Genomic DNA, 23,037 nt, shown 5'->3' on the forward strand with positions numbered 1-23,037 from the left:
CTACTGATGGATCGGATGTGCCACCGCGGTTCGCTGTCGCAGGGTGGCAAGCCGTGGTGTTGAGCTTATACATTGGGCGACTCCTGATCAGGTGGCCGTTCCCGGCGGGCGCGAATGATGATTGCCTGAGCCGGCGGATCAAACATAGACTAGACGTCCACTGAGGTGAGTTCTGTTCGTAAACCCACAAATCCGGGGTTCGCGCAGGTGGCGGTTGGGGGAGTGCAGCGCTTGGCTGATGAGGAACGCATACATTACACCGACTGCGGGGCAGCAATGGTGCCGCTTGCCGGTGGGTGAAATCGTCTGTGTTCTGTCCTACACTGTCGCTGTCCGGCAACGCTGCTCCTTTGTGTATGGGTCGCTCTGCCCCTCGAGCGGGGCACAGGCGGGAGCGCAGGTGTAGTCCGGCAAGATGCCAATCTGTCGCTTATCCAATACGCCCGGATGGTCAGTCTTTTGGAGCTCGATGATGTTGCGACGATTCCAGGCACTTACACAGTTGCGGCTGACAGTGCTGGGATTTGTGCTGGCAGCCCTGCCCCTGGCCACCGGCATCATTACCGCCATTGTCCAGGTGGATGCGCTCGCGCGCAGCAGCCGCGAGGCCATGGTCTCGGTGCAGTGGCGTACGGATGTCAGCCGGCGGCTGTCGGATCGGGTGGGGGAGATGGTGCGCTCCGCACGGCAATATGCTGCGCTCGGAGATGAAACCTATCACGGCATCTTCGAATCCCGGCGCCGTGAGGTTCTGAGGCTGCTGGATATTGTCGCTGCCGACAATGGCAATCCACAGGCGCGGGAACTCCTGCGAGCCGCCCACGAGGCCGAGCAGAGGGTAGCCGAGTTGGTCCGCAATGTGTCTCCTGAAGCTGGACCAAACAGTGACAGGGAGCCGTATGAAATGCTGCGCCGGTCAGTGACTGCGCTGCTGGAACAGTATCGCATGCAGTCCGCGGAGCAGGCCAACCAGATGTCGGAACAGGCGCGGGAGCTACAGCAAGTGCTGGTAGCCCAGGCCATGCTCGTCATTCCCCTGTCCGGTTTCCTGGCGGTGGCTTTTGTCGTTCTCGCCTCGCGGCCCATGCGGAAGCTCGATCGCAGCGTGCGCAATCTCGGGCGCGGCGACCTCGAGCGGCCGATAGAGATCTTCGGTACACGTGACCTGGTGGACCTGGGGGATCGTCTCGATTGGCTGCGGCGCCGTCTGCTGGAACTGGAGCAACAAAAATCCCACTTTCTCAGGAACGTCTCGCATGAGCTCAAGACCCCGCTGACCAATATCAGGGAGGCCTGTGAGCTGCTGGCAGAACCCGCCTCAGCTGGCGCGGATGAACAACAGCAGCGAATCGTCAGGATCTTGCGGGATAACAGTATCCGCTTGCAGGCGATGATAGAGGAACTGCTTCGCTTTGGCGCTCACGGCCATCTGGACGATACCACCGTCAAGACAGCGGTACCCCTGGATACGCTGGTGAGCGGCGTTATCGAGCGGCAGGGACTGGGTGCCAGTGCCCGCAATGTCGACCTGCGGGCTGAGCTTCAGCCGCTTGTTGCCCGCGGCAGCGAGAGGCAGCTGGAGCTGATTGTCGATAACCTGCTTTCAAATGCGATCAAATATTCTCCCCGCGGCAGTACCGTGGCGCTCAGGCTGCACCAGTGGCAACGGGAAGCGCGGCTGGATGTCTCCGACAGGGGGCCGGGCATTCCGCAGGAGTACCGGGAGCGGGTATTCGACTGGTTTTTTACCGGAGCCAGGCCTGACGATTGCCTGATCCCCGGTACAGGCATGGGGTTGGCAATTGCCCGGGAATATGCGCAGCGCAACGGCGGCGACATCCGCATTCTGGAAACCGCCAAAGGGACCTGTTTTCGGTTGACACTGGAGGTCGCTGATCAGCATGATCAAGTACAGTAGCTTCTTGTTGTTATGCCTGTTGACGGCCTGTGCCGGGGTGCCGGCGCCTGAAAGCGAGCACCGGCAGGACGCCTGTGATCGAGTGGGCGTCCGCTGGACTCCCGCATGGCGCAGTTTTACGAACCGTGTCGAGGCGTTGAGCCCTTTGCAGCGGGTGGACGTCTACGCCGCGGTGCTGGCGCGGCACGTGGAGTCGCCTTCCGATCTGACACGGCTTCAGCTGGCCTATCTGCAGGTCAGAATGGACTCCACTGATCCGTCGCTGCACTATGCCCGGAGCCTGCTGCAGCTTGTCGACCCGGATGGCGAGTTCGCGCCACTCGCCGATGCGCTGAGAAGGGAGATCGCGCTGCTGGCAACGATGGCGACCGAGCGGGAGTACTGTGAACAACAGCAAGTGGAGATCACTGTGCGCCACCAGGAGATACAGCAGTTGAAAAAACAGCTCGCCGCAGCTCATGAGCAGTTGAACAAGAGCCAGCAGAAGCTGGAGTCCCTGAAGGATATCGAAAGTGACATGGCTCCCGACAGCCGTGATGGGGAAATGCCGTGACAGCAGATATCCGTGTCCTCGTCGTGGACGACGATCCGGACCTGTTGCAGTTGCTTGCCATCCGGTTGCAGCGCGCCGGCATGCAGGTGGAAACCGTCGACAGTGCTCAGCGGGCGCTGGCTTCATTGCAGCACAGGCAGCCGTCGGTGATGGTGAGCGACCTGAAGATGGACGGCATGGATGGGTTGGGCCTGCTGGAACAGGTGGGGGTCAAGTTTCCACTGCTGCCGGTTGTGCTGCTGACGGCGCACGGTACCATTCCGGATGCGGTGGCGGCGACCAAGCAGGGTGCTTTTGCCTTTCTGACCAAACCGCTGAACGCCGAGGAGTTGATCGCCACCATCAAGCGCGCCGCGCGTTCCAATTGCCTTGCCTCCACAGGCGAGACGGAAGCGGTGCCTCCGTGGCGGCAGGGGATTGTGTCGCGCAGTGCAGTGATGGAGTCCCTGCTGCAACAAGTGGAACTGATCGCAGCCAGCAACGCGAGCATCATCATCGAGAGTGAGAGCGGCACCGGCAAGGAGGTGCTGGCGCGGGCGATCCATACCGCCAGTCCGCGCGCCCAGAAGCCTTTTGTGGCGCTCAATTGTACCGCCATTCCGGAAGAGCTGTTCGAGAGTGAAATGTTCGGCCACGTCAAGGGCGCCTTTACCGGCGCAGCCAGGGAACGTGACGGCTATTTTCAGAGCGCGGACGGAGGCACCCTGTTCCTGGACGAGGTGGCGGAAATGCCGCTGCCGTTCCAGGCCAAGCTGCTGCGGGTGTTGCAGGAAATGATGGTGCAGCCACTGGGTTCTGACCGGGCCCAGAAGATCGACGTACGCATCATATCCGCCACCAATCGCAATCTCGAAGAGGCTATCGCCAACGGGAGCTTCCGTGAAGATCTCTACTATCGCCTGAGCGTGGTCAACCTGCAACTGCCCAGTCTGGGTGAACGGCGCGAGGACATTCCGCTGCTGGCCAATCATTTTCTGGAACTTTTCCGGTCCGAGGGCGTTGCCAGAGGCTTCACTGCGGAGGCGATGGAATTGCTGCTGACCGCCCCGTGGCCCGGTAATGTCCGGCAGCTGGCCAATGTTGTGCAGCAGTGCGTGGTGTTGTGCCGCTCAGAACTGATACCCGCAGACCTGGTGGAGCGGGCCCTGCGTCGCAAGCCGCAGGATTTTACCGGCTTCGCCGATGCCCGGGACCAGTTCGAGCTCGAGTATCTCAATAAGCTGCTGCATACCACCCAGGGCAATATCGCGCAGGCGGCCCGTCTCGCGCAGCGCAACCGTTCCGAGTTCTACAAACTGCTGAAGAAGCATGAGCTGAACCCTGCTGACTACCGGCCGGAGGAATGATACGGACGAGTCCTCGGTCGCAGAACGGGGGAGCCAGCAAGGGCTCCACTGCCCCTTTCTGGTGAACTGCAGCCCTGCATGCGCATCTGGCTTAATAGGCATGGGCCCGCGGTAGTACGCTGCCGTACCGAGTCTTGTTGGCTTTGCCAGCTAATCCGCTGTTGAGATACGGCAGCAGGCGGGCGTTCTGGGTCTTGATCGCCTGATAGCACTCGCAGCTCAATTGCTCAAGCAATTGACGATCCAGTACCTCAATACGCCCGCGCCGGTAATCGATAACGCCGAGATCACGCAGTCTGGCGGCCGCCTGGGTGACACCCTCCCGACGCACGCCCAGTGCCTGCGCTATGGCTTCATGGGTCAGGCGCAATTCCATGCCCACCGTCTGGTCCAGCAACAGCAGCAGCTTGCGGCACAGTTGTTGATCGATGGTATGGTGTCGGTTGCAGGCAGCAGCCTGCGCTGTACTGCTGATCATGGATTGCAGATAGCGCAGGGTCAGACTGCGCAGCGCTGCGTCGCGGTCAAATTTTTGCTTGAAAGACTGGCCCCGGATACAGTATGCATTGCCCGCCCGCTGCACCACGGCCTGCACATAGCTGCCCCCAATGGCGAGCCAGTTGGAAATGCCAACGATACCATCCCTGCTGATTGTCATGATCTCGCTGGCCTTGCCACATTCGATCACATACTGCAGTGAAATGACGGTATCCGTGGGAAAGAAGATATAGCTTTGTTCGGTATCGGGCTGATCCAGGATCTCCCCGGATTTGACGGACACCTGCTGCAGATCAGCCAGTACCAAGGCTTTCGTTTCCGCAGGCAGGGCGGCGAGAAACAGGTTCTGGTTTACCGCCGGATGCAGATTGACTGGCTTGCGCATGTTCATGTGACATTCTCCTTGGTGGTCTCGTGGTAGGACCGGGTGGTCATGTTCATGTACGCTTGCGTATATAGCTGTTGTTGATTGGCAACATAAGCCGGCGAGAAGCGTCGCGGCGGTGCCGGGGGGGAGTCGTATCTCCTTTTTGTGGCAGCACGGAGCTGCAGGGCGGGAAGGGCCTCTGAAAGACGGAGCCAGAGGGCGCTGTGTACTGCGGCCAGCGCTGGCGGTCCTGGAGGCAAGCAAGTTGGTGTTCTGGAGCAGGACATCAGGTTTACCTCACCCAAGTGGCGTCAACTGACTCACGGGACGTATCCGCGAGCTGTGTTATCTGGGTACAGCAAGAAGCGTGCCGAGTCTGGATGGGTACTTATTTTACGAAGTGGCGGGGCCGCTAGTGAGCCGCCGGACCTGGCTGGCCGGTAACCGCTTCTCGCGGCAGCTCATGCCAAGTCCGGCGGTCGGTTGCAAGGAACCTGGGCGGCTTTCGGGTTTCTATCGCTGCGGATAGTCCCAGCCGCGCCGTTCCCAGGGATGCACCGGATCGAGCATGTCCAGCGGGGCAGTATTGCGGCGAGCGCCGAGAAACTCCGGTCTTGGCTCGGTGCCCCCGGTCGGCGCCTGCAAGTGGTTGTCGACGCCGTTGTAGACAAAGAACAGATTGGAACGTGGCCACGGTGAAAGATTCTTGTTGGAGGCATGCAGGGTGTTGCATTCAAACAACAGTAGAGACCCCGGTGGACCCTTGGGTGCCTCTATTCCACCACGCGAGGCAAGCTCTCTGAGGATTTCCTGATCGGGTATGCCCAGGCGCTGGCTTTTCAACGAGTCCCTCCAGTGGTTGGCAGGCGTTTCGCCTGCGCAGGGAATGAAATACTGGTGGGAGCCGGGAATCAGCATCAGGGGGCCATTGAATTCATTGTTGTCGGTCAGCATCAGCGATGCGCTCACCGCCCGCATACGCGGCATCCCGTCCTCGGAGTGCCAGGTTTCGAAATCAGAGTGCCAGTTGAAGCCGTTGCCGTTGAAGCCATACTTGTCGTTGATCCGCGACTGGTGAATATAGGCATCCCCCCCAGCAACTGGCGGACCATGCCCAGAATGCGCGGATCCCGGGTCAATGCACTGAAACCCTCGGACAGTTCATGCATGGCGAAAACGGAGCGCAGCTCCCCGCTCTCCGGATCTTTGATGATCTGGTCCGAGGCCATTAACTCAGGGTTTCGTTCCAGTTCAGTCAGCTCCTGGAAAAAAGGCAGGATACGCTCGCTGGCGAAGAAACCTTCAAACCACAGAAACCCGTCCCGTTCGTAGCGCGACAGCGAAAACTCATCCAGCGGCCCATCCCAGCGATTCTGATTGCGGGAATGGATGACCGGTTCGAGCCTGGGGAACGCTGGCCCGACTTCCCTGCGCCGGGTGGGATATGGGTCGGCACCGTGCATTACTTGCCCTCATCGAAGCTCTTCGCGCAAGAGGCTACAAGCAAGCCGATGACGCAGCCGATGCCGATGACGGCGAGCGTGGTACCGAGAGGCCTGTTACGAATCGACTGGTGTACCGAGTCCAGGGCGGCTTCACCCCGATGGCCCAGTTCCACACCTCGATCGGCGGCCCGTTGGTACAGGGTTCTGCCCCGGTTGGCACCGGCGGTGGCGAGCACTTCGCTGAGCCTGCCTATATCACTGCGCAGCCCGGCAAAATCCTGCGTGAGCTGTTTCATTTCTTTCCTGACGGGATCGTTCATCGTGAGTCTCTCCTGGTCATTTGCTGAATCGGGCTATGTGCGACACCAGTGTGCCGCCTAAAACCGGTTGTGTCGAAGTCCGGAAGTCGCAGGGTGTGGGCAAACCGCTTCCCACGCGAGGCGACGCCGGCCTTCTCCTTGAAGACTAGTCCATCGGGAGATGAAGGGTCTGTTCAGTTACGCACACGACGGTAGCGGCTGGTTGCGGTTGCCCGGCTTGGCTCTCGGTGGGTTGGCGCACATAAATGGCGGGAGAAATAAGGCATGCTTGGGGGCGTCCGATGGGGGGTGCGCAGCCTTGCCTTGGTACCCGGCTGTGCGTCCCTGCCCGCAAGCGGAGATTCAGTGTGACGAAAACCCCGCCTCCCGCTAGTCGCAATCGCCTGCTGGCGGCCCTTCCTGCGCAGGACCAGCACCGTTTTTTGACGGTCTGTGAGGAAGTGAAGCTGGAGTCCGGGAGCCTGCTGTCGCGGACAGGCGACCCTGTCAGTTTTGTGTATTTTCCCTGCGAGAGTTTTATTTCCCTGATGGCCCCGGCGACCAATCCCGGCAGCCTGGAGGTGGGCCTGGTCGGTACCGAGGGCATGCTCGGAACCTCACTGCTGCTGGGTGTGGCCGAGGCACCGCTGCCGGCGCTGGTGCAGGGCGAGGGTGGGGCGTGGCGCATCGCAGCAGATGACTTTCTGCGCCAGCTGCGGGAGCAGCCGGCGCTGCGGCGGCGTCTGGAGCGCTATCTGTACGTGACGCTGCTGCAGCTGGCCCAGGCTGCGGCCTGCAACCGTTTCCACCGCCTGGAGGAGCGGGTGGCCCGCTGGATGCTGATGACCCTGGATCGCTGCCACTCGGCCAGTTTCCACATGACTCACGAATTTTTGGCCAGCATGCTGGGCGTGCGGCGCGCCGGCGTTACCGGCGCCGCGAGAGCGCTGAAGGAACAGGGTCTGATCGATTACCGGCGCGGCGAGCTGACCGTGATTGATCACACAGGCCTGCTGGACGCCGCCTGTAGTTGCTATGGCCATGATGGTGCTGTGTACGCCAGGATTCTGGGAAGTTAAGCTGGCGCGGATGTGCTGTCAGGCCAGACGTGCTCAGGTCTGGTCTGAAACCTGCGATCGACCTCCGGCACCGCCGGTACTCTGCATGATCCTCACGAGTACCAGAATGAAAGCCAGAATCAGCAGCAGGTGCAGAAAGCCGAACATGGAAAAGGCGCCTGTCATACCAAGCAGCCACAGGCCGGCGAGAACCACTGCCAACAGGATCAACATCATACCTTACCCTCTGTTGCCGAATTTAATGCCGGAGATGCCGACTATTGCCAATAGGCATGAAGAGTGCCGAAGTGGACCCCGGGTGTCTGTACGGCAACGCACAACGGGTGGCGTCTGTGGCGTTGGGCTGTCGGCCCTGTGATCAACGCTGCTATGGGTTATAATCGGCGCTTTGTTCACTGAACCGATACCATTTCGACGGGGCCCCGATGGCTGACAGCAAGCTTATTCCCACCGTGCAGATCGCCAGCGGTGCGAAATTCACCAATGAGCGTGGCATCACAGCGATCAAGGATGGCATCAAGGCGGCGGCCCTGGGCGAGGCTCGCCTGCCGAAGCCGGACTGGCTGCGAATCCGGGCCCGCGGTGGCGCCAGTTACGAAAAAGTGAAGGGCATCGTCCATCAGCACCGGCTGGCAACGGTGTGTGAGGAGGCCAAGTGTCCCAACATGAGCGAGTGCTGGAGTGCCGGCACTGCCACCATCATGCTGATGGGAGACGTCTGTACCCGTGCCTGCCGTTTCTGTGCGGTCAATACCGGCAACCCGCGCGGCTGGCTGGATCCCGAGGAGCCCGCCAACACCGCCGAATCAGTGCGCTTAATGGGGCTCAAGTACGTGGTGTTGACCTCGGTCAATCGTGACGACCTGGCCGATGGCGGCGCCGCTCATTACGCAGCCTGCGTGCGCCGGGTGAAGCAGACCAATCCCGCCACGGCGGTGGAGGCACTGACTCCCGATTTCCTGGGCGTCCTGGCCGACGTGGAAACAGTGGTAAATTCCGGCATAGCAGTGTTTGCGCAGAACGTAGAGACTGTCAGGCGTCTCACCCATCCGGTGCGCGACCCTCGCGCCGGGTACGAGCAGACGCTGGCGGTGCTGGCCCACGCCAAGAGTGTACGGCCGGATGTGTTGACCAAGACCAGCCTGATGCTGGGCCTGGGCGAGACTGAGCAGGAGATCCTTGCCACCATGGACGACTTGCGGGAGGCGAAGGTCGATATTGTGACTTTTGGCCAGTATCTGCAACCGACAGCGAACCACTTTCCCATCGACCGCTACCTGGCCCCCGGGAGTTCGAACACTACCGGCAACGGGGTCTGGAAAAGGGCTTCCTGGAGGTCGTGTCCGGCGTGTTTGTGCGTTCCAGCTACCGGGCGGAACAGGTGCTCAGTAAGAACAACGTGGGGCTCTCATAAAGCCAGCATCGGCATCTTCCTGCTCGTCCCTTCAGTGACTCCCGGCCCGGTAGCAGCGTCCATTGGCAATCCGGGCCGGCACGTGTGTCCGGACGCGGAGCCGTGGTTTCCCGAATTGCCGTGGCAGCGCCCCGGCAACAGTCCGCGGGAGCTGTGGCGCCCGTTGTGAGAGCTGCATACGCAGCGATGGGCTTTCGTGGTTATAATGGGGCCCGCTTGGGGCAGGGACACAGGGCGTATGCAGACAGGGTTTGACAGGATTGGTCTGGTAGGGCGCAGCCAGCAGGACGGTCTGGTTGAAGTGCTGCGGGAGCTGATCGCGCTGCTACAGGCTCACGAGCGGGAGTTGATCCTTGAAACCCGGCTGGGGGAACTGGTGCCGGAGATAGCGCTGACGCGAGGCAGCCTTGACGAAATTGGCGAGGACAGCGATCTGGTGATTGTGGTCGGTGGCGATGGCAGCCTGCTCAGCGCGGCTCGTACGCTGGCCAAGTATGAGACCCCGGTGTTGGGGGTCAACCGCGGCCGGCTGGGTTTCCTGACAGATATCACGCCGGACGACATCGCCACCCAGGTGCCGGCGGTGCTGGCCGGGGAATATGTGCGCGAGAGCCGTTTCCTGCTGGATGCCAGAGTAGTGCGCGACGGCAAGACGGTAGGCAGGGCCGATGCCCTGAATGATGTGGTGGTAAACTCCGGCACCTCGGCCCAGATGATTGAATTCGAGCTCTATATCAACGATGTCTTTGTCTATCGGCAGCGGGCGGACGGCCTGATTATTTCAACCCCGACCGGCTCCACGGCCTACTCGTTGTCCGGTGGCGGACCCATCATGCATCCGACGCTGGATGCTGTGGTGCTGGTGCCGATGTTCCCCCACGCGCTGAGCAGCCGTCCCATCGTGGTGGACGGCACCAGCGAGATCAGGCTCGACATTCTCGAGCGCAACCGCATTCATCCACCCATCACCTGCGATGGCCAGGTCAATATGACGGCCCGTCCCGGCGATGCAGTGGTGGTCACCAAGAAGCCTCACCGCCTGACCCTGCTGCACCCGGTGGGACACAGTTTCTATGCCAGCTGCCGGGACAAACTGCGCTGGAACAACGCTCTGGTCAACTGATGCCCAAAGGACATACAGCCCTGCGGGTGGCCGCGGGAGAAAATCTTGCGCCCTTCCTGTCCCTGCTGCAGCAGCACCGGGTTCCCTGCCGCGTCTACGAAGCGGGTGGGGAGCAGGTGCTGGAAGTGGCCAGTGCTTCCCAGGCGGTTGAAGTGGCTGCCCTGTACCGGGCCTGGCGCGCCGGTGAGATAAGCCTTGAGCGGCAGCCGGTGCTGACCCGGCAGGCCGCGGACGCAGGCGCGGACTGGCGTGCCGCTGGCGTTACCCTGCTGCTTATTGTGCTGAGCATCGGCGGCTTCCTGCTGGTGTATGTGGGGCCGTTGTCATGGATGGCGCCGTTCACTTTCGCGCCATTTTCGGTACAGGGCAGAGCATTGCAATTCGGCACCATGGGACATGAATACTGGCGCCTGATCACCCCGGCCTTCCTGCACTTCGGCTGGTTGCACATCGTCTTCAACAGCCTCTGGCTGTGGGAACTGGGCAACCGGGTGGAGCGGGCGCTGGGTCATGTGCATCTGCTGGGGCTGTTCCTGGTGGTCGCGATAGTGTCCAACGGCAGCCAGTACCTGTTCAGCGGGCCGACGATTTTCGGTGGCATGTCGGGCGTGGTCTACGGCCTGCTGGGTTTCAGCTGGGTGGGCGCACGGCTGCAGCCACGCTGGCACTTCCAGCCCAGCCGCGCGATCATGGCACTGATGTTGGGGTGGCTTTTGTTGTGCCTGGCCGGTGTGATCGAAGTGCTCGGTTTTGGCGCCATTGCCAATGCCGCCCATGTCGGCGGCCTGCTGGCGGGCGGCATTTTGGGCGTGCTGCTGGCATTGCTGTCGCGCGCCAGCCGGGACAGCAGCGGGCCACGGCAGGTATAATGCGCGGCCTGTGCAAAGACCGGGAGGGCAGATGGATTACCTGCAAATGATCGAGACCCTGTCGCCGGAGGTCTATCAGGACCTGCGGCGCGCGGTGGAGCTGGGCAAATGGCGCGATGGCCGTCCGCTGACCGCGCCCCAGCGAGCCAATGCGATGCAGGCTGTCATCGCCTGGGGTGAACGGCATTTGCCACCGGAGCAACGGGTGGGTTATATCGACAAGGGCCACAAGTCCGGCAGCCAGTGTGAGGAGCCAGGTGTAAGCGTGCTGGCCTGGCGCGACCGCGCCACGGAGCAATAGTTTGGGCCGGGAACTGGCCCGCGGCGGTCTGCGCAAAATGCAGACCGCACTGGCGGAAACGGTAGCCTACCAGATGGTGCTGGGAGACAACCGGGTGGCATTGAATGCTCATCTGGGGCAGGCCCTTGAGCTGCGCTTTCTCGGTACTGTCAACTGCATCCACTGCGACCGTGTGACCAGCAAGAGTTTCAATCAGGGTTACTGTTATCCCTGCTTCCGGCGCCTGGCCCAGTGTGACAATTGCATTGTCAGCCCGGAAAAATGCCACTTCCACCTGGGCAGCTGCCGCGAGCCGGACTGGGGCGAGACGCATTGCATGACCGACCATGTGGTCTATCTGGCCAATACCTCGGGCCTGAAAGTGGGCATTACCCGCCACAGCCAGGTGCCCACGCGCTGGATGGATCAGGGCGCGACCCAGGCCCGGCCCATTTTCCGGGTCAGTAACCGGCTGCAGTCCGGGCTGGTGGAGACGCTGTTCAAGACCCATATTGCCGACAAAACCAACTGGCAGGCCATGCTCAAGGGGCCGTCGCCAGCGGCCGACCTGGAAGCCGAACGCCGGCGCCTGATGGATGAGTGCGCTGACGATATCACCGCACTGCAGCGGCGCTTCGGCCTGCAGGCCATCAGCGTATTGGCCGAACAACCGGAAACCACGATTCACTACCCGGTGCTGAAATATCCGGCCAGGGTCAAATCCTTCAATCTGGACAAGACACCGGTGGTGGCTGGCACCCTGCTGGGGATCAAGGGACAGTACCTGATCTTCGACACAGGGGTGATCAACCTGCGCAAATACGGCGGCTACCAGGCCGTCCTGTCACTCATCTGAGGCCCGCCATGCGCGATGCGAACCCGCAAGTCATCCATCTCAAGGACTACCAGCCGCCGGCTTTCCTGATCGACAGAACCGAGCTGGACTTCGACCTGCACGAGGACAGGGCGCTGGTCACGGCCAGGCTGCATTTGCGCCGCAACCCCCAGGCCGCGCCCGCTGCCAGGCTGGAACTGCACGGCGAAGAGCTGGAGTTGCTGGAACTGGCCCTGGATGGCCGGGTACTGGCCGAGGGTGAATACCAGCAGCGAGGCGGCCTGCTGTGCATCGACCAGGTCCCCGGGCAATTCGTATTGTCCTGCCGTACCCGCATCCATCCCCAGGACAACAGCTCGCTGGAAGGTCTGTACAAGTCGCGGACCATGTTCTGCACCCAGTGCGAGGCGGAGGGTTTCCGCAAAATTACCTATTACCTGGACCGCCCCGACGTGATGTCGGTGTTCGATGTCAGCATCGAGGCAGACCGGGACCGGTATCCGGTACTGCTCAGTAACGGTAATCCGGCACCGGTCGAGGATCTGGGCAATGGCCGTCACCGGGCGCGCTGGCAGGACCCGCACCCCAAGCCCGCCTACCTGTTCGCGCTGGTGGCGGGAGACCTGCGCTTTATCGAGGATCATTATCGCACTTGCGGCGGCCGCGAGGTGAGCCTGCGGATCTACGTCGAGGCAAAGGACCTGGATAAATGTGACCATGCGATGCGCTCGCTGCGGCAGGCCATGCAGTGGGACGAGGAGGTCTACGGGCGGGAATACGACCTGGACATCTTCAATATCGTCGCGGTGGACGACTTCAACATGGGCGCGATGGAGAACAAGGGCCTGAATATCTTCAACAGTTCCTGTGTGCTGTGCAGCCCCGAAGTGACTACCGACACGGGCTTCCAGCGGGTACAGGCCATCGTCGCCCACGAGTATTTCCACAACTGGTCGGGCAACCGGGTCACCTGCCGCGACTGGTTCCAGTTGAGTTTGAAGGAAGGTTTCACGGTATTTCGCGACGCCGAGTTCTCCGCCGATATGGGCTCGCGCACGGTCAAGCGAGTGGAGGATGTCAGCCTGCTGCGCAGCGCCCAGTTCGCCGAGGATGCGGGGCCGATGGCACATCCGGTGCGGCCGGACTCCTTCATCGAGATTTCCAACTTCTACACTGTCACCATCTACGAAAAGGGTGCGGAAGTGGTGCGCATGATCCACACCCTGTTGGGGCCGGAGCGCTTCCGCCGGGGCTCGGATCTGTATTTCGACCGCCACGACGGTCAGGCAGTGACCTGCGAGGACTTTGTCCGTGCGATGGAGGATGCCTCGGGGTGGACCTGGGTCAGTTCCGGCGCTGGTACTCCCAGGCTGGGACGCCGCGGCTGGCCGCCAGCGGTCACTTCGATGCCGAGACCGGGCGCTATACCCTCACGCTGCGCCAGTCCTGTCCGCCCACGCCGGGCCAGGCCAGCAAAGAGGCGCTGATGATCCCGGTGGCAGTGGGCCTGCTGGGCAGTCCCGGCAACCTGCCGCTGCGGCTGGCCGGCGAGCAGCCGGCCCCGGAGACGGCCGACAATACCCACCGCGTCCTGGTGCTGACCGAGCCCGAGCAGAGCTTTGTCTTCGAGCAGCTGCCGGAGCCGCCGGTACCGGCACTGTTGCGTGGCTTCTCGGCACCGGTACGGCTGGAATACCCCTACACCACGGCGCAGCTGTGCGCCCTGATGAGCGCAGAGGAGGACGGCTTCGTACGCTGGGATGCGGCCCAGCAACTCGCGCTGCGGGTGCTGGACACCACCCGGCAGCAACTGGCCAGCGCTGAGGCCGTGGCGGTGGAACCACAGTATCTGGCGGCCATTGCTGCACTGTTGGACGATACGGGTCTGGACCCGGCGATGGTGGCGGAGATGCTGCGACTGCCCGGCGAAGCCTATCTCGCCGAGCTGGCGGCGGGCAGGGCGGCGCCGATGTCGATGCCATCCACGCGGCCCGTCGGGCAGTGCGGCAGGCTCTGGCAGAAGCCCATGGTCAGCGCCTGCTGGCCTGTTACCAACGCCTGAGCTCCAGTGAACCGTATGCCCCAGAGGCGGCCCAGATCGGCGCTCGCAGCCTGCGCAACATGTGTCTGGATTACCTGGCGCTGGCGGGTCCGCAGGGACTGGAGCTGGCCCAGACGCAGTTCGATACCGCCACCAACATGACCGATCAGTTGGCAGCGTTGCAGGCGCTGGCGCTATACGCGGCCCCGGCCCAGCGTGAGGCCGCGCTGGAACACTTCTATCGCAGTTGGCAGGGGGAGACGCTGGTGGTCAACCAGTGGCTGCAGGTACAGGCCAGTATCCCGTCCGGCGATGCGCTGGAGCGGGTGAAGAGGCTGATGTCCCATTCTGCATTCGATCTGCGCAACCCCAATAAACTGCGTTCGCTGGTGGGTACCTTCGCCAACGCCAATCCGGTCAACTTCCACCGCGCCGACGGTGAGGGTTATCGCTTCCTGGCAGACATTCTGGAGCAGCTGGATGCGCGCAATCCCCAGATGGCTTCGCGGCTGCTGTTGCCGCTGACAAAATGGCGCAATTATTGCGGTCGCGGTGAGTTGATGCGGTCCCAGTTGCAGCGCCTGGCGGCGCGGCCCGAGGTGTCCCGCGACATGTTCGAGGTGCTGGGCAAGGCATTGGCACAGGACCAGGAGCCGTCAGTCTGATACGGCATGCAGCGAATCATCCTGACAGGGCGTACCGCATTCCTGCCTGAGCGACCGGCCGACTGCGCCGGCACCTGTATCAGCTGCCCTGAGGGTACAATGTCAGCGCGTCTGCCTTCTGCCCGGTTTTGGGAGCGGCGTTGCGCAGACGGTTGACGGCAGCCAATAGTGCAGTCCCATCCCAGGCGCTGCCGGGATCGCGATACAGGGCTCGCTCCAGGTCCGCCACCGCCTGCAGCAAGGCTTCATCGGCAAAGGCCAGCGCGAGCTCGGTGGGGCTCAGGCGAGTGCGGCCGGGCAATTGAGTCTGCCCCCATGCCAGCAGCGCCCGGCGTGCCTCGGCTGCGCTGTGGCTGGTGCAGGCAGCCTGCAGCTGGCGCAGGGCCCGGGCCGCATTCGGGCCGGCAGTCACCGGAGCCGTGGCGGTCAGCGTGGCAGCCTGTGCCCGGCGCCGGTACCAGATTACCGTGCCCAGCCAGCCCAGGGCGCAAACCCCGGCCAGCAGTTGCCAGGGCCACAGTGGAGTGCGCTGGGCAGCCGCTGTGCCGGTGTCTGCGGCGGCCGGCGCCGGAGACCGGGCGGGGTCTGCGGCTGGATCGGCCGCCGGGTTGGCGGCGATGTGTATCTCCCGTGCTGGCAGCACCGCATGGCGCAACTGCTGCGCTTGCGTGTCCCACCAGGGAATGCGCAGTTCCGGCAGGGTCCAGCTGCCGCCGCGGACTGCGACCAGCGCAGCACTGTTCTCGCGCAGCCCTACCAGTCCGGCGCTGGTTTCGCGCTCTTCTGTCACCGGCTGATCGGGATACCATTTCAGGCCCTGCTGGGCGGCATTGCTGAGCGAGGGTAGTTGCGCCGTGAGCACGCCTTCGCCTTGCAGGCGCAGGGTGCGGGTTGCCGATTCCCCGGCCTGCAATTGCTCCGGCGGTGTGGACCAGACCTCTTCCAGCGTGATATTGCGGGCTGGAAGCCAGCTGGCGGACTCGGGATAACTGTCCGGGCGGGGCAGTACCGTGATGTTCAGGGGTTCGCTGCGGCGCTGCAGCTGGCGCCCGCGGCTACCCATGTCGAACACGCTGCGGCGGCCTGCACTTTCACGGGCGGAAAACAGCTGGGAGGGTATTTGCAGGGTGCCGCTCTGCTGGGGAAAAATGGCGTAGCGTACCTCGTGTACCAGCCAGGGGCGGCCGTTGACGCTGCGCTGGAAGGAATTTTGTTCCAGTGGCTTGACCACGGCATTGTCCAGCTGCAATTCGCTGATACCACGGTCCTCCAGGTTGATGGCCTGCTGGATACGCAGGGTCAACAGTAGCTGGCCCTGCACATAGACTTCCCGGCGGTCGACCTCCGCTTCGAACAGTACGCTCTGTTCCCCATCCTCGATTGTGGCGGCCGGAGCCACCGCAATGTTGATGGGCGCGGTGTTGCCGGCCGCGTGGGAGAAGGCCGGAATCCGCAGTTTGCCCTCGCGCCGCGGGCTGATATCCAGCGCCAGCTGACGGCTGCGGCTGAGCTGGCCGTTGATGATACTGGTGCTGCTGCTCAGGTTGCGCTGCAGGATTTCGAAGTCCGCTTCCAGCGCCCGCAGGTCCAACGCTTCAAGGTCTTCATCCGCGGTGCTGGTGATCACCAGGCGGAGGCTGTCGCCAAAGGCGATTTCGGTCCTGTCCACCGCCACTTCCAGGGCTGCATGCAAACCGGAGCTGACCAACACAAACAACAGGGCCAGAGCCCGGATCCAGTTACCATTCGGGCTCATTGTCGCTCCTTGGTTGCTGTTGTTGTCGCTGTCGGCTCTGGTAGCGGAATTTCTCGCGCAACAGGCCGGAAGGGTCGTCGGGTACCCGGCGCAGCCACAGTTCCATCGCCTGGTCGCGCTCAGCCTCTTCCATCGACAGTTCCGGCAGGGTCAAATCCTGTGGTGTCGTGTTCTGCTCCCTGTTGTCGGTTTGCTGATCGCTCACCGCCGGCGATTGCTGCGCCTCGTCGGCGGTGGGCTCTCCCGCGGCGCCGGAGTCGGTCTGCGACGGGTCTTCCGGTGCGGAGGGCGGTTCCCCGGATTCATCACCGGTGGACCCCTGTTCCGGGCTGTCCGTCTCGCCGGCCTGGGATTGACCCTCGTCGTTGCCATCCTGGCTGCCTTGATCCTGGGGCCCGTCTTCGCCTTCGCCCTGGGATTGTTGCTCTTGCTCTTGCTGCTGTTGCTTCAGCTGCTCCACCAACTCCAGGTTGGCGGCGGCGTCGGTCGCCCCGGGCTCCAGGGCCAGTGACTGCCGGTAGGCGGCAATGGCTTCGTCCAGTTGACCGGCGCGGGCCAGTGCATTGCCCCGGTTGTACCAGCTATCGGCGTCGGCACTTTCCTCGCTGGCGAAGTGCCCGGCTGCGGTTTCGTAGTCGCCGTTCCTGTAGGCTGCGGTGCCCGCCCAGGCAGGGTCTTGAAACAGCTCCGCCGCCCGGGCGGTATCGTCACGCTGCAGCGCACGCATGCCGCGCTGATCCGGGGTCAGCCACAATTCCTGCCAGTCCTGGGCCGTCGCCGGTGGTGTTTCCAGCAACAGGAGTAGAGGCAGCAGGCCCAGCAGCCAGCCGCGCCGGAACAGCGCCAGCGCCAGCGGCAACAGCAGCAGGATCAGCCAGTAGCCCTGGTCCTGCCATACATCGGCCGCTGCATTCAGTTCCCGGGTAGTACCGGCCGCAGGCAGCAGCGGCTGCGCCAGCAGATAATCGATGTCAGCGTCATCGACCTGCAGCCGCCGATAACGTCCGCCCCCACGCGCTGCCAGATCGCGCAGCGGCGCTTCTTCCAGACCCGGAATCACGATTGCGCCGCCGCTGTCGCGCAGGAATCCTCCCTGTGGCAGGGGCAGCGGTGCGCCGGTCTTCGTGCCGACCGCCAGTACCGATAGCGTGGCGCCACTGCCGCGCAGTTGGCGGTCTATCATGCGGACCTGGTCCCGACTGACACCGTCGCTAAGCAGCAGGATGCGACCGCGGGCAACACCGGCGGAATGCAGCAGCTCCACGGCCATGGCGATGGCCCCGGCGGCGTCGCTGCCGCGCAGCGGCATCATGTCGGGATTCAGTGCCGGCAGCAGGTTGGCGATGGTCGGGATATCGTCGGTCAATGGCGCCACTACATGGGCGTCGCCGGCGAATGCGACCAGCGCGGTCTGGCCTTCGCGACGCTGCTGCAGCAGATCCAGCAGTTTCTGGCGTGCCCGGTCCAGCCGTGACGGCGCCTGGTCGGTGGATTTCATCGAATAGCTCAGGTCAAGTACCAGTACCAGCGCGTCCTGCACCTGCTCCAGTGGCTGCGGCAGTTTCTGGAAGCTGGGACCTGCGGCGGCCAGGCAGGCGAGCAACCAGCCGCCCAGCAGCAGCAACGGCAGGCGGGCGCGGCGTGGTCTGTCGCCGGCTTCTACCAGGTAGGGCAGCAGCTCCGGTTCAATGACCTGGCTCCAACCGCCGCCGCGGCGATGCTGACGCCACAACAGCGCGCACAGCACGATGGCGGGCAGTGCGCAGGCCAGCCACCAGGGGCGCATGAGATGCAGTCCGAACAGGGTCTCGCTCACCGTGCAATCTCCTGGCGCTGATCGCCCCCGGTCCGCGCAACGCTGCCTCCCGCGCGCCGCGAGTACTGCAGCGCGAGGATAAAACTGAGCAGCAGTGCCAGCAGCAGGGGCCAGTGGCCCAGGGCCTGGCGTGGACGGAAGCTGGCACTGTCCTGTTCCACTGGTTCCAGTTGGTCCAGCAGTTGGTAGATGCCGGCCAGCTCGCGCGGGTTGCGGGCGCGGAAATAACGCCCGCCCGTGAGCTCGGCGATTTCCTGCAGGGTCTGTTCATCGAGGTCGGCGGAGGGGTTCACCTGGCGGCTGCCGAGACTGGAGCCGAACAGGCCGGGCAGCGACAGCTGGTCGGCGCCAATACCCACGGTGTATATGCGGATGCCGAGGTTTTTGGCGAGCCGGGCTGCTTCTACCGGCCGCACGGAGCTGGCCGTGTCCTGACCGTCGGTCAGCAGCACCAGCACCCGGCTGTCCGCGGGCCGTTCGCGCAAGCGCTTGACCGCCAGTCCTATCGCATCGCCGATAGCGGTCTCCTGACCCGCAAAACCGATCTGCGCCTCTCGCAGGAATTGTTCCACGGTGGCGGTATCAAAACTCAGTGGCGACTGTACATAGGCATTGCTGCCGAACAGGATCAGGCCCACCCGGTCTCCCTTGCGCCGCTGCAGAAACTCGGCGCCGAGACCCTTGAGCGCGTCGATCCGCCTTAGCAGGGTATCACCCAGTTGCATGTCTTCCACCCGCATGCTGCCGGAAATATCCACGGCCAGCATCAAATCGCGGCCGGTCTTGGGCAGCTCGATGGGTTCGCCAATCCAGGTGGGGCGCGCCGCCGCCAACAGCAGGCACAGCCAGATCAGCCACAGTGCCAACAGGGTGACGCGGCCAGCCGCCGGAGAGTTGCCAGGCTGGCGCTGGTTCAGCGCCTGCCACTGGCGGAAAAAAGGAGCCCGCAGCGCTGGCTCCCGGCTGTACGCGGCCGGCAGCCAGCGCTGCACCAGCCAGGGCAGTGGCAGCAGCGCGCCGATCCAGGGCCACAGCCACTCGATCACGGCGCACTCCGATGCTGTTGCAACCAGGCTTCCACCGCCAGCAACAGTTGCTCCGGTTCAGGTTCCTGCGGCTTGGGGCTGTAGGCACTGCTGGCCAGCGAGACTGGCAGCGCCGGAGTGGCCTTGCCGGCGTGACGCCGCAGGAACTGCAACCAGCGGTCGCCGTTGAGCGCTGCGATGTCGCGCCGCGGCCAGACCTGCAGCGCGACACTTTTGAGCAGGCTGTTGAGCTCACCCAGCAACCTGCCGATATCCTGGTGGCCCGCGTAGTCCTGCGTTATCCGCGCCAGTTTCCGCAGGGCCAGGCGCCGGTAGGCATTGCGCCGGTAATGACGCCAGTATCGCCAGCCCGCCCAGCCAGCCAGGCCCAGCAATAACGCGGCCAGCAGCCACCAGCCGGGCGCCGGTGGCCACCAGGATACCGGTTCGGGCGTGCGCAATGGCTGCAACTGGGCCAGCGGGTCCTGCGCGTTCACCGGCGGCGCTCCCCGAAATAGCGCTGCAACAACAGGAATGGGGGCTCTTCGGTAGAGGCCTGCAGCAGCGGGATACCCAGTCGCTGCAGCTCCCGTGCCAGCGTTTCCCGATGGCGGGACCGGTCCAGGCGATAACGTTCCCGCAGCTTCGGGTTGGCTGTATTGAGTTCGCTGCGCCGGTAACCGTCGGTAACGGCGTAGCGGCCCGGCGGGGGCAGTTCAGCCTCCATCGGGTCGGTACAGGACAGGGCGGTGATTTCGGTATGCTGTGCCAGGCGGAACAGTTGCTCGCGGGCCGCCGGGGTGTCGGCACCGAGAAAGTCACTGATCAGGTAGACATTGCTGCCGGGGCGCACGATGCGGCGCAGATTGCCCAGTACGGCAGCCAGCCGATCGTCGTCGTCACTGTCACCGTCGCCCGCTGGCAGGGGCAGCTGGCGGTTGCAGCTGTCGATCTGCGACAGCAGGGCGAGCACTGTCCGGCGATTGCGGCGCGGACGAATCTCGTGATGCAGCTGTTCGTTGAAAACCAGGCCTCCGACCCGATCACCATTGCCCAGCGCACTCCAGGCGAGCAGGCTTGCCAGTTGGGCGGCGAGCACCGACTTGCAGCAATGGCGAGAGCCAAAGAACAGATTGCTGCGCTGGTCCACGACAATCAGCACAGGGCGTTCCCGCTCTTCGCGAAACAGCTTGGTATGGGCGGTACCGGTGCGGGCGGTTACCCGCCAGTCTATGGTGCGGATATCATCCCCCGGCTGGTAGCTGCGCACTTCCTCGAAGTCGATGCCGCGACCGCGGAAACTGGCCTTGTTGGGGCCGGTCAGTGCCGACAGGGCGCGGTTGCGGCGGGTGAGTTGCAACTGCGCGGCAGCGAAGCGCAGCCCTATCAGTTCCGTCAGATCGACGTAGGCGCCCCGGGCTGGCAGCGTGATGTCCTTCATCCGCCAGGACCTAGGCCGTCGGCACCAGCGCCAGCAATTCGTCGATCACCTGATCGGGGGTGACCCCATTGGCCTCCGCCTCAAAGCTGAGAATCAACCGGTGGCGCAGTACATCTGCGGCCACTGCCTGAACGTCGTCCGGGCTGACGAAGTCGTGGCCGCGCAGCCAGGCATGGGCCCGGGCGCAACGGTCCAGCGCAATCGTGGCACGGGGGCTGGCGCCGTATTCTATCCAGCCGCCCAGGCGCTCAGCATAGAGTTCCGGCTGGCGCGAAGCGATCACCAGTTGCACGATATACTGCTCAACGGTTTCCGCCATGTGCAGCGCCAGCACCTCCTGTCGAGCAGTGAACACGGTGTCCTGCCGCAGCGGCGGGGGGGCGGCAGCCTCACCGCGGCTGGCCTCGGTGCGGGTCAGGCGCAGAATCGCGGTCTCCGCGGCGGCATCGGGATAACCCACTTTTATATGCATCAGGAAGCGGTCGAGCTGGGCTTCGGGCAGGGGGTAGGTCCCTCCTGCTCAATCGGGTTCTGGGTCGCCATGACCAGAAACAGCTGGGGCAGCGGCCAGGTATTGCCGCCAACACTGACCTGGCGTTCGGCCATTGCCTCCAGCAGCGCGGACTGGACCTTGGCCGGGGCCCTGTTGACTTCATCGGCCAGTACCAGATTGTGGAAAATGGGGCCGCGCTGGAAATGGAAACTGGCTTCCTGGGGACGATAGATCTCGGTACCGGTTACGTCGCCAGGCAGCAGGTCGGGGGTGAACTGGATGCGATGGAAGCTGCCTTCAATGCCATCCGCCAGGGTCTTGATGGCCCGGGTTTTGGCCAGCCCCGGAGCGCCTTCGACCAACAGGTGACCATCGGCCAGCAGCGCGATGATCAGGCGCTCCACCAGATGGGCCTGACCGATGATCTGGCTGCTGAGCCAGCTTTCCAGTGTCCTGATATCCTCGCTTGCCACGCATTCTCCTTGTCGTCCGGTTGGGGAAGGCTGGCCGCAGCGCCTCCTTCCCGGGGCCCCGTCATTCGGGGACTTCGATGGTGTCAACGGATTGCAGGCTCCCGCTGCCGCGGGAGCAACACTAGTCAGAGCTGCCTTGAGTTGTAGCGGGATCAGCGCTGCTGGCAGGCTGCCCACTGCGAGCAGGCGCGCATTGTAGCGAAATGCCCGCTTCAATTCACTCCCCGGTCGCGGCCTGCACGATCGGACCGGCCGACTGTGCAAAAGTTCCGGTGTGCGCGCACTACACGACACTTGCATTGCGCTACACTGGCAGTGGCGACTTTACACACACATCAAAGCCCCCGCGGGGCGCAAGGTATCCAAGCGTTATGGCCTGGGAGACGGTAAAAAGCAACCTGCTGGAAGAGCTCTCGACACTCGTGGACAAGCGCAGCAGCGAAGGCGACCGGCAGTCGCTGCACAATCTGGCGACGGCCTTTTTCAGTCGATTTCCTGCCGAGGACATGCGCGATCGCTCGGTGGAAAATCTCTATGGCTGTCTCTACGACCTGCTGCACTTCATGCAAAGCTGGGACGCTCCGGAACCCAAGGTCCGTATCTTCAACCCGGAGATCCAGACTCACGGCTGGGAGAGCAAGTACACCGTCATTGCGGTGTTGTGCCGGGACCTGCCATTTTGTACCGCTTCGGTGCGCGGCGAGCTGAATCAGCGCAATATCCGTATTCATGCGCTGGCCAGCTGCAACCTGGAAACCCGGCGCGACGACGGCAGGGAACTGCTGGAGGTGCTGACCCAGCAGCAGGGAGAGCTGCCCGGTGCGTCCCACGAAAGCCTGCTCTATTTCGAGATTGGCCGTCACTCCTACCCGGAGCAACTGGGGGAGCTGCGGGAGACGCTGCGGGACATTCTCGCGGAGGTCGCGCTGGTGGTGGATGACTTCGGTGCCATGCGCCAGCGCTTGCGGGAAGTGTCGGCGGCGGTTGCCGACAGTGGCTGTGTCTCCCAGAGCAATCGCCAGGAGGCGATCAAGTTCCTGACCTGGCTGGAGCGTGATCGCATCACCTTCCTGGGTTACGAATATCTGGAAGTGCAGCGGCAGGGGCCGCAGTTCGAGGTGATGGTGGATGAGACGCGCAGCCTGGGACTGTTGCGCCAGCGTTCCACCCGGGGGGCAATGGATCTGCGGGCCGATCTCAATACCATGGCGCCGGAGGCGTTGCAGCGGCGCCAGCTGAGTTTTTCCAAGTCGCGCCAGCGCTCGCGGGTTCACCGGCAGGCCTATCCTGACTACGTCGAG

19 protein-coding genes and 3 pseudogenes are annotated in these 23,037 nt (G+C 63.4%); 11 read left to right on the forward strand and 11 right to left on the reverse strand.

Annotated elements, in window-relative coordinates:
* Window positions 1–469 precede the first annotated feature (469 nt).
* Genes G3T16_RS19230 through G3T16_RS19240 form a run of 3 tightly spaced genes read left to right on the forward strand, consistent with a single transcriptional unit; the run spans window position 470 to window position 3,817 of the window.
* Entirely contained in the window at window positions 470–1,918 is a 1,449-nt protein-coding gene (locus tag G3T16_RS19230; protein ID WP_163496648.1) for a sensor histidine kinase, read from the forward strand.
* A complete protein-coding gene (locus G3T16_RS19235; RefSeq protein ID WP_163496649.1) occupies window positions 1,902–2,471 on the forward strand; it encodes a hypothetical protein in 570 nt (189 codons plus the stop codon). Before G3T16_RS19230 ends, G3T16_RS19235 begins: the two co-directional genes overlap by 17 nt.
* Window positions 2,468–3,817, forward strand: a complete 1,350-nt coding sequence (locus G3T16_RS19240; RefSeq protein ID WP_163496650.1) for a sigma 54-interacting transcriptional regulator — start codon at window positions 2,468–2,470, stop codon at window positions 3,815–3,817. The genes G3T16_RS19235 and G3T16_RS19240 overlap by 4 nt, the downstream gene beginning before the upstream one ends.
* 91 nt (window positions 3,818–3,908) lie before the next feature.
* Here the strand turns inward: G3T16_RS19240 and G3T16_RS19245 are convergent, their stop codons facing one another.
* The 4 genes from G3T16_RS19245 to G3T16_RS19255 form a co-directional block, all read right to left on the reverse strand.
* On the reverse strand, window positions 3,909–4,706 hold the full coding sequence (locus G3T16_RS19245; protein ID WP_163496651.1) for a Crp/Fnr family transcriptional regulator: 798 nt from the start codon (window positions 4,704–4,706) through the stop codon (window positions 3,909–3,911).
* 489 nt (window positions 4,707–5,195) lie between these two features.
* Window positions 5,196–5,762 (reverse strand): phytanoyl-CoA dioxygenase family protein, encoded by a 567-nt coding sequence (locus G3T16_RS22190; protein ID WP_332102905.1) that lies wholly within the window; start codon window positions 5,760–5,762, stop codon window positions 5,196–5,198.
* Window positions 5,648–6,145, reverse strand: a complete 498-nt coding sequence (locus tag G3T16_RS22195; protein ID WP_232059165.1) for a phytanoyl-CoA dioxygenase family protein — start codon at window positions 6,143–6,145, stop codon at window positions 5,648–5,650. Before G3T16_RS22195 ends, G3T16_RS22190 begins: the two co-directional genes overlap by 115 nt.
* Window positions 6,145–6,447, reverse strand: a complete 303-nt coding sequence (locus tag G3T16_RS19255) for a hypothetical protein (RefSeq protein WP_163496652.1) — start codon at window positions 6,445–6,447, stop codon at window positions 6,145–6,147. Before G3T16_RS19255 ends, G3T16_RS22195 begins: the two co-directional genes overlap by 1 nt.
* Window positions 6,448–6,794: 347 nt before the next feature.
* On the opposite strand from G3T16_RS19255, the gene G3T16_RS19260 reads away from it, so the two are divergent.
* Window positions 6,795–7,505: a Crp/Fnr family transcriptional regulator gene (locus G3T16_RS19260; protein ID WP_197911760.1), complete on the forward strand. Its 711-nt coding sequence runs from the start codon at window positions 6,795–6,797 to the stop codon at window positions 7,503–7,505.
* A gap of 33 nt (window positions 7,506–7,538) precedes the next feature.
* Here G3T16_RS19260 and G3T16_RS19265 read toward each other — a convergent pair whose 3' ends face one another.
* Window positions 7,539–7,721: a lmo0937 family membrane protein gene (locus G3T16_RS19265; protein WP_197911761.1), complete on the reverse strand. Its 183-nt coding sequence runs from the start codon at window positions 7,719–7,721 to the stop codon at window positions 7,539–7,541.
* Window positions 7,722–7,930: 209 nt separating this feature from the next.
* Between G3T16_RS19265 and lipA the strand changes: the two genes are divergently transcribed.
* The 6 genes and pseudogenes from lipA to pepN all read left to right on the forward strand — a co-directional run bounded on the left by lipA (window position 7,931) and on the right by pepN (window position 14,732).
* The gene (gene lipA, locus G3T16_RS19270; RefSeq protein WP_332102844.1) at window positions 7,931–9,088 is read left to right on the forward strand and encodes a lipoyl synthase; all 1,158 of its coding nucleotides are present in this window, start codon (window positions 7,931–7,933) and stop codon (window positions 9,086–9,088) included.
* A gap of 69 nt (window positions 9,089–9,157) precedes the next feature.
* A complete protein-coding gene (locus tag G3T16_RS19275; RefSeq protein ID WP_163496654.1) occupies window positions 9,158–10,042 on the forward strand; it encodes an NAD(+) kinase in 885 nt (294 codons plus the stop codon).
* Window positions 10,042–10,911 carry a rhomboid family intramembrane serine protease gene (locus tag G3T16_RS19280; protein ID WP_163496655.1) on the forward strand — a complete coding sequence of 290 codons (870 nt, stop codon included), beginning with the start codon at window positions 10,042–10,044 and terminating at the stop codon, window positions 10,909–10,911. The genes G3T16_RS19275 and G3T16_RS19280 overlap by 1 nt, the downstream gene beginning before the upstream one ends.
* Window positions 10,912–10,942: 31 nt before the next feature.
* Window positions 10,943–11,212, forward strand: a complete 270-nt coding sequence (locus G3T16_RS19285; protein WP_163496656.1) for a YeaC family protein — start codon at window positions 10,943–10,945, stop codon at window positions 11,210–11,212.
* A 37-nt stretch (window positions 11,213–11,249) separates the two neighbouring features.
* Complete coding sequence (locus G3T16_RS19290; RefSeq protein ID WP_163497186.1) at window positions 11,250–12,047, forward strand: DUF2797 domain-containing protein; 798 nt, start codon at window positions 11,250–11,252, stop codon at window positions 12,045–12,047.
* 8 nt (window positions 12,048–12,055) lie between these two features.
* Window positions 12,056–14,732 (forward strand): annotated as a pseudogene (pepN, locus tag G3T16_RS19295) (aminopeptidase N).
* 79 nt (window positions 14,733–14,811) lie between these two features.
* Here the strand turns inward: pepN and G3T16_RS19300 are convergent.
* From G3T16_RS19300 to G3T16_RS19325, 6 genes and pseudogenes are all read right to left on the reverse strand, one after another.
* The gene (locus tag G3T16_RS19300; RefSeq protein WP_163496657.1) at window positions 14,812–16,488 is read right to left on the reverse strand and encodes a BatD family protein; all 1,677 of its coding nucleotides are present in this window, start codon (window positions 16,486–16,488) and stop codon (window positions 14,812–14,814) included.
* Complete coding sequence (locus G3T16_RS19305) at window positions 16,472–18,304, reverse strand: vWA domain-containing protein (RefSeq protein WP_232059166.1); 1,833 nt, start codon at window positions 18,302–18,304, stop codon at window positions 16,472–16,474. The genes G3T16_RS19300 and G3T16_RS19305 overlap by 17 nt, the downstream gene beginning before the upstream one ends.
* Complete coding sequence (locus G3T16_RS19310) at window positions 18,301–19,350, reverse strand: vWA domain-containing protein (protein WP_163496658.1); 1,050 nt, start codon at window positions 19,348–19,350, stop codon at window positions 18,301–18,303. The genes G3T16_RS19305 and G3T16_RS19310 overlap by 4 nt, the downstream gene beginning before the upstream one ends.
* The gene (locus tag G3T16_RS19315) at window positions 19,347–19,826 is read right to left on the reverse strand and encodes a DUF4381 domain-containing protein (protein ID WP_163496659.1); all 480 of its coding nucleotides are present in this window, start codon (window positions 19,824–19,826) and stop codon (window positions 19,347–19,349) included. Before G3T16_RS19315 ends, G3T16_RS19310 begins: the two co-directional genes overlap by 4 nt.
* Entirely contained in the window at window positions 19,823–20,770 is a 948-nt protein-coding gene (locus G3T16_RS19320) for a DUF58 domain-containing protein (protein WP_163496660.1), read from the reverse strand. The genes G3T16_RS19315 and G3T16_RS19320 overlap by 4 nt, the downstream gene beginning before the upstream one ends.
* Window positions 20,771–20,780: 10 nt before the next feature.
* A pseudogene (locus G3T16_RS19325) lies at window positions 20,781–21,736 on the reverse strand (AAA family ATPase).
* A 506-nt stretch (window positions 21,737–22,242) separates the two neighbouring features.
* Here G3T16_RS19325 and G3T16_RS22890 point away from each other — a divergent pair.
* Window positions 22,243–22,578 (forward strand): annotated as a pseudogene (locus G3T16_RS22890) (hypothetical protein); the annotation flags it as partial.
* Window positions 22,579–23,037 lie beyond the last annotated feature (459 nt).

It is taken from the genome of Kineobactrum salinum, assembly GCF_010669285.1.
Lineage (GTDB): Bacteria > Pseudomonadota > Gammaproteobacteria > Pseudomonadales > Halieaceae > Kineobactrum > Kineobactrum salinum.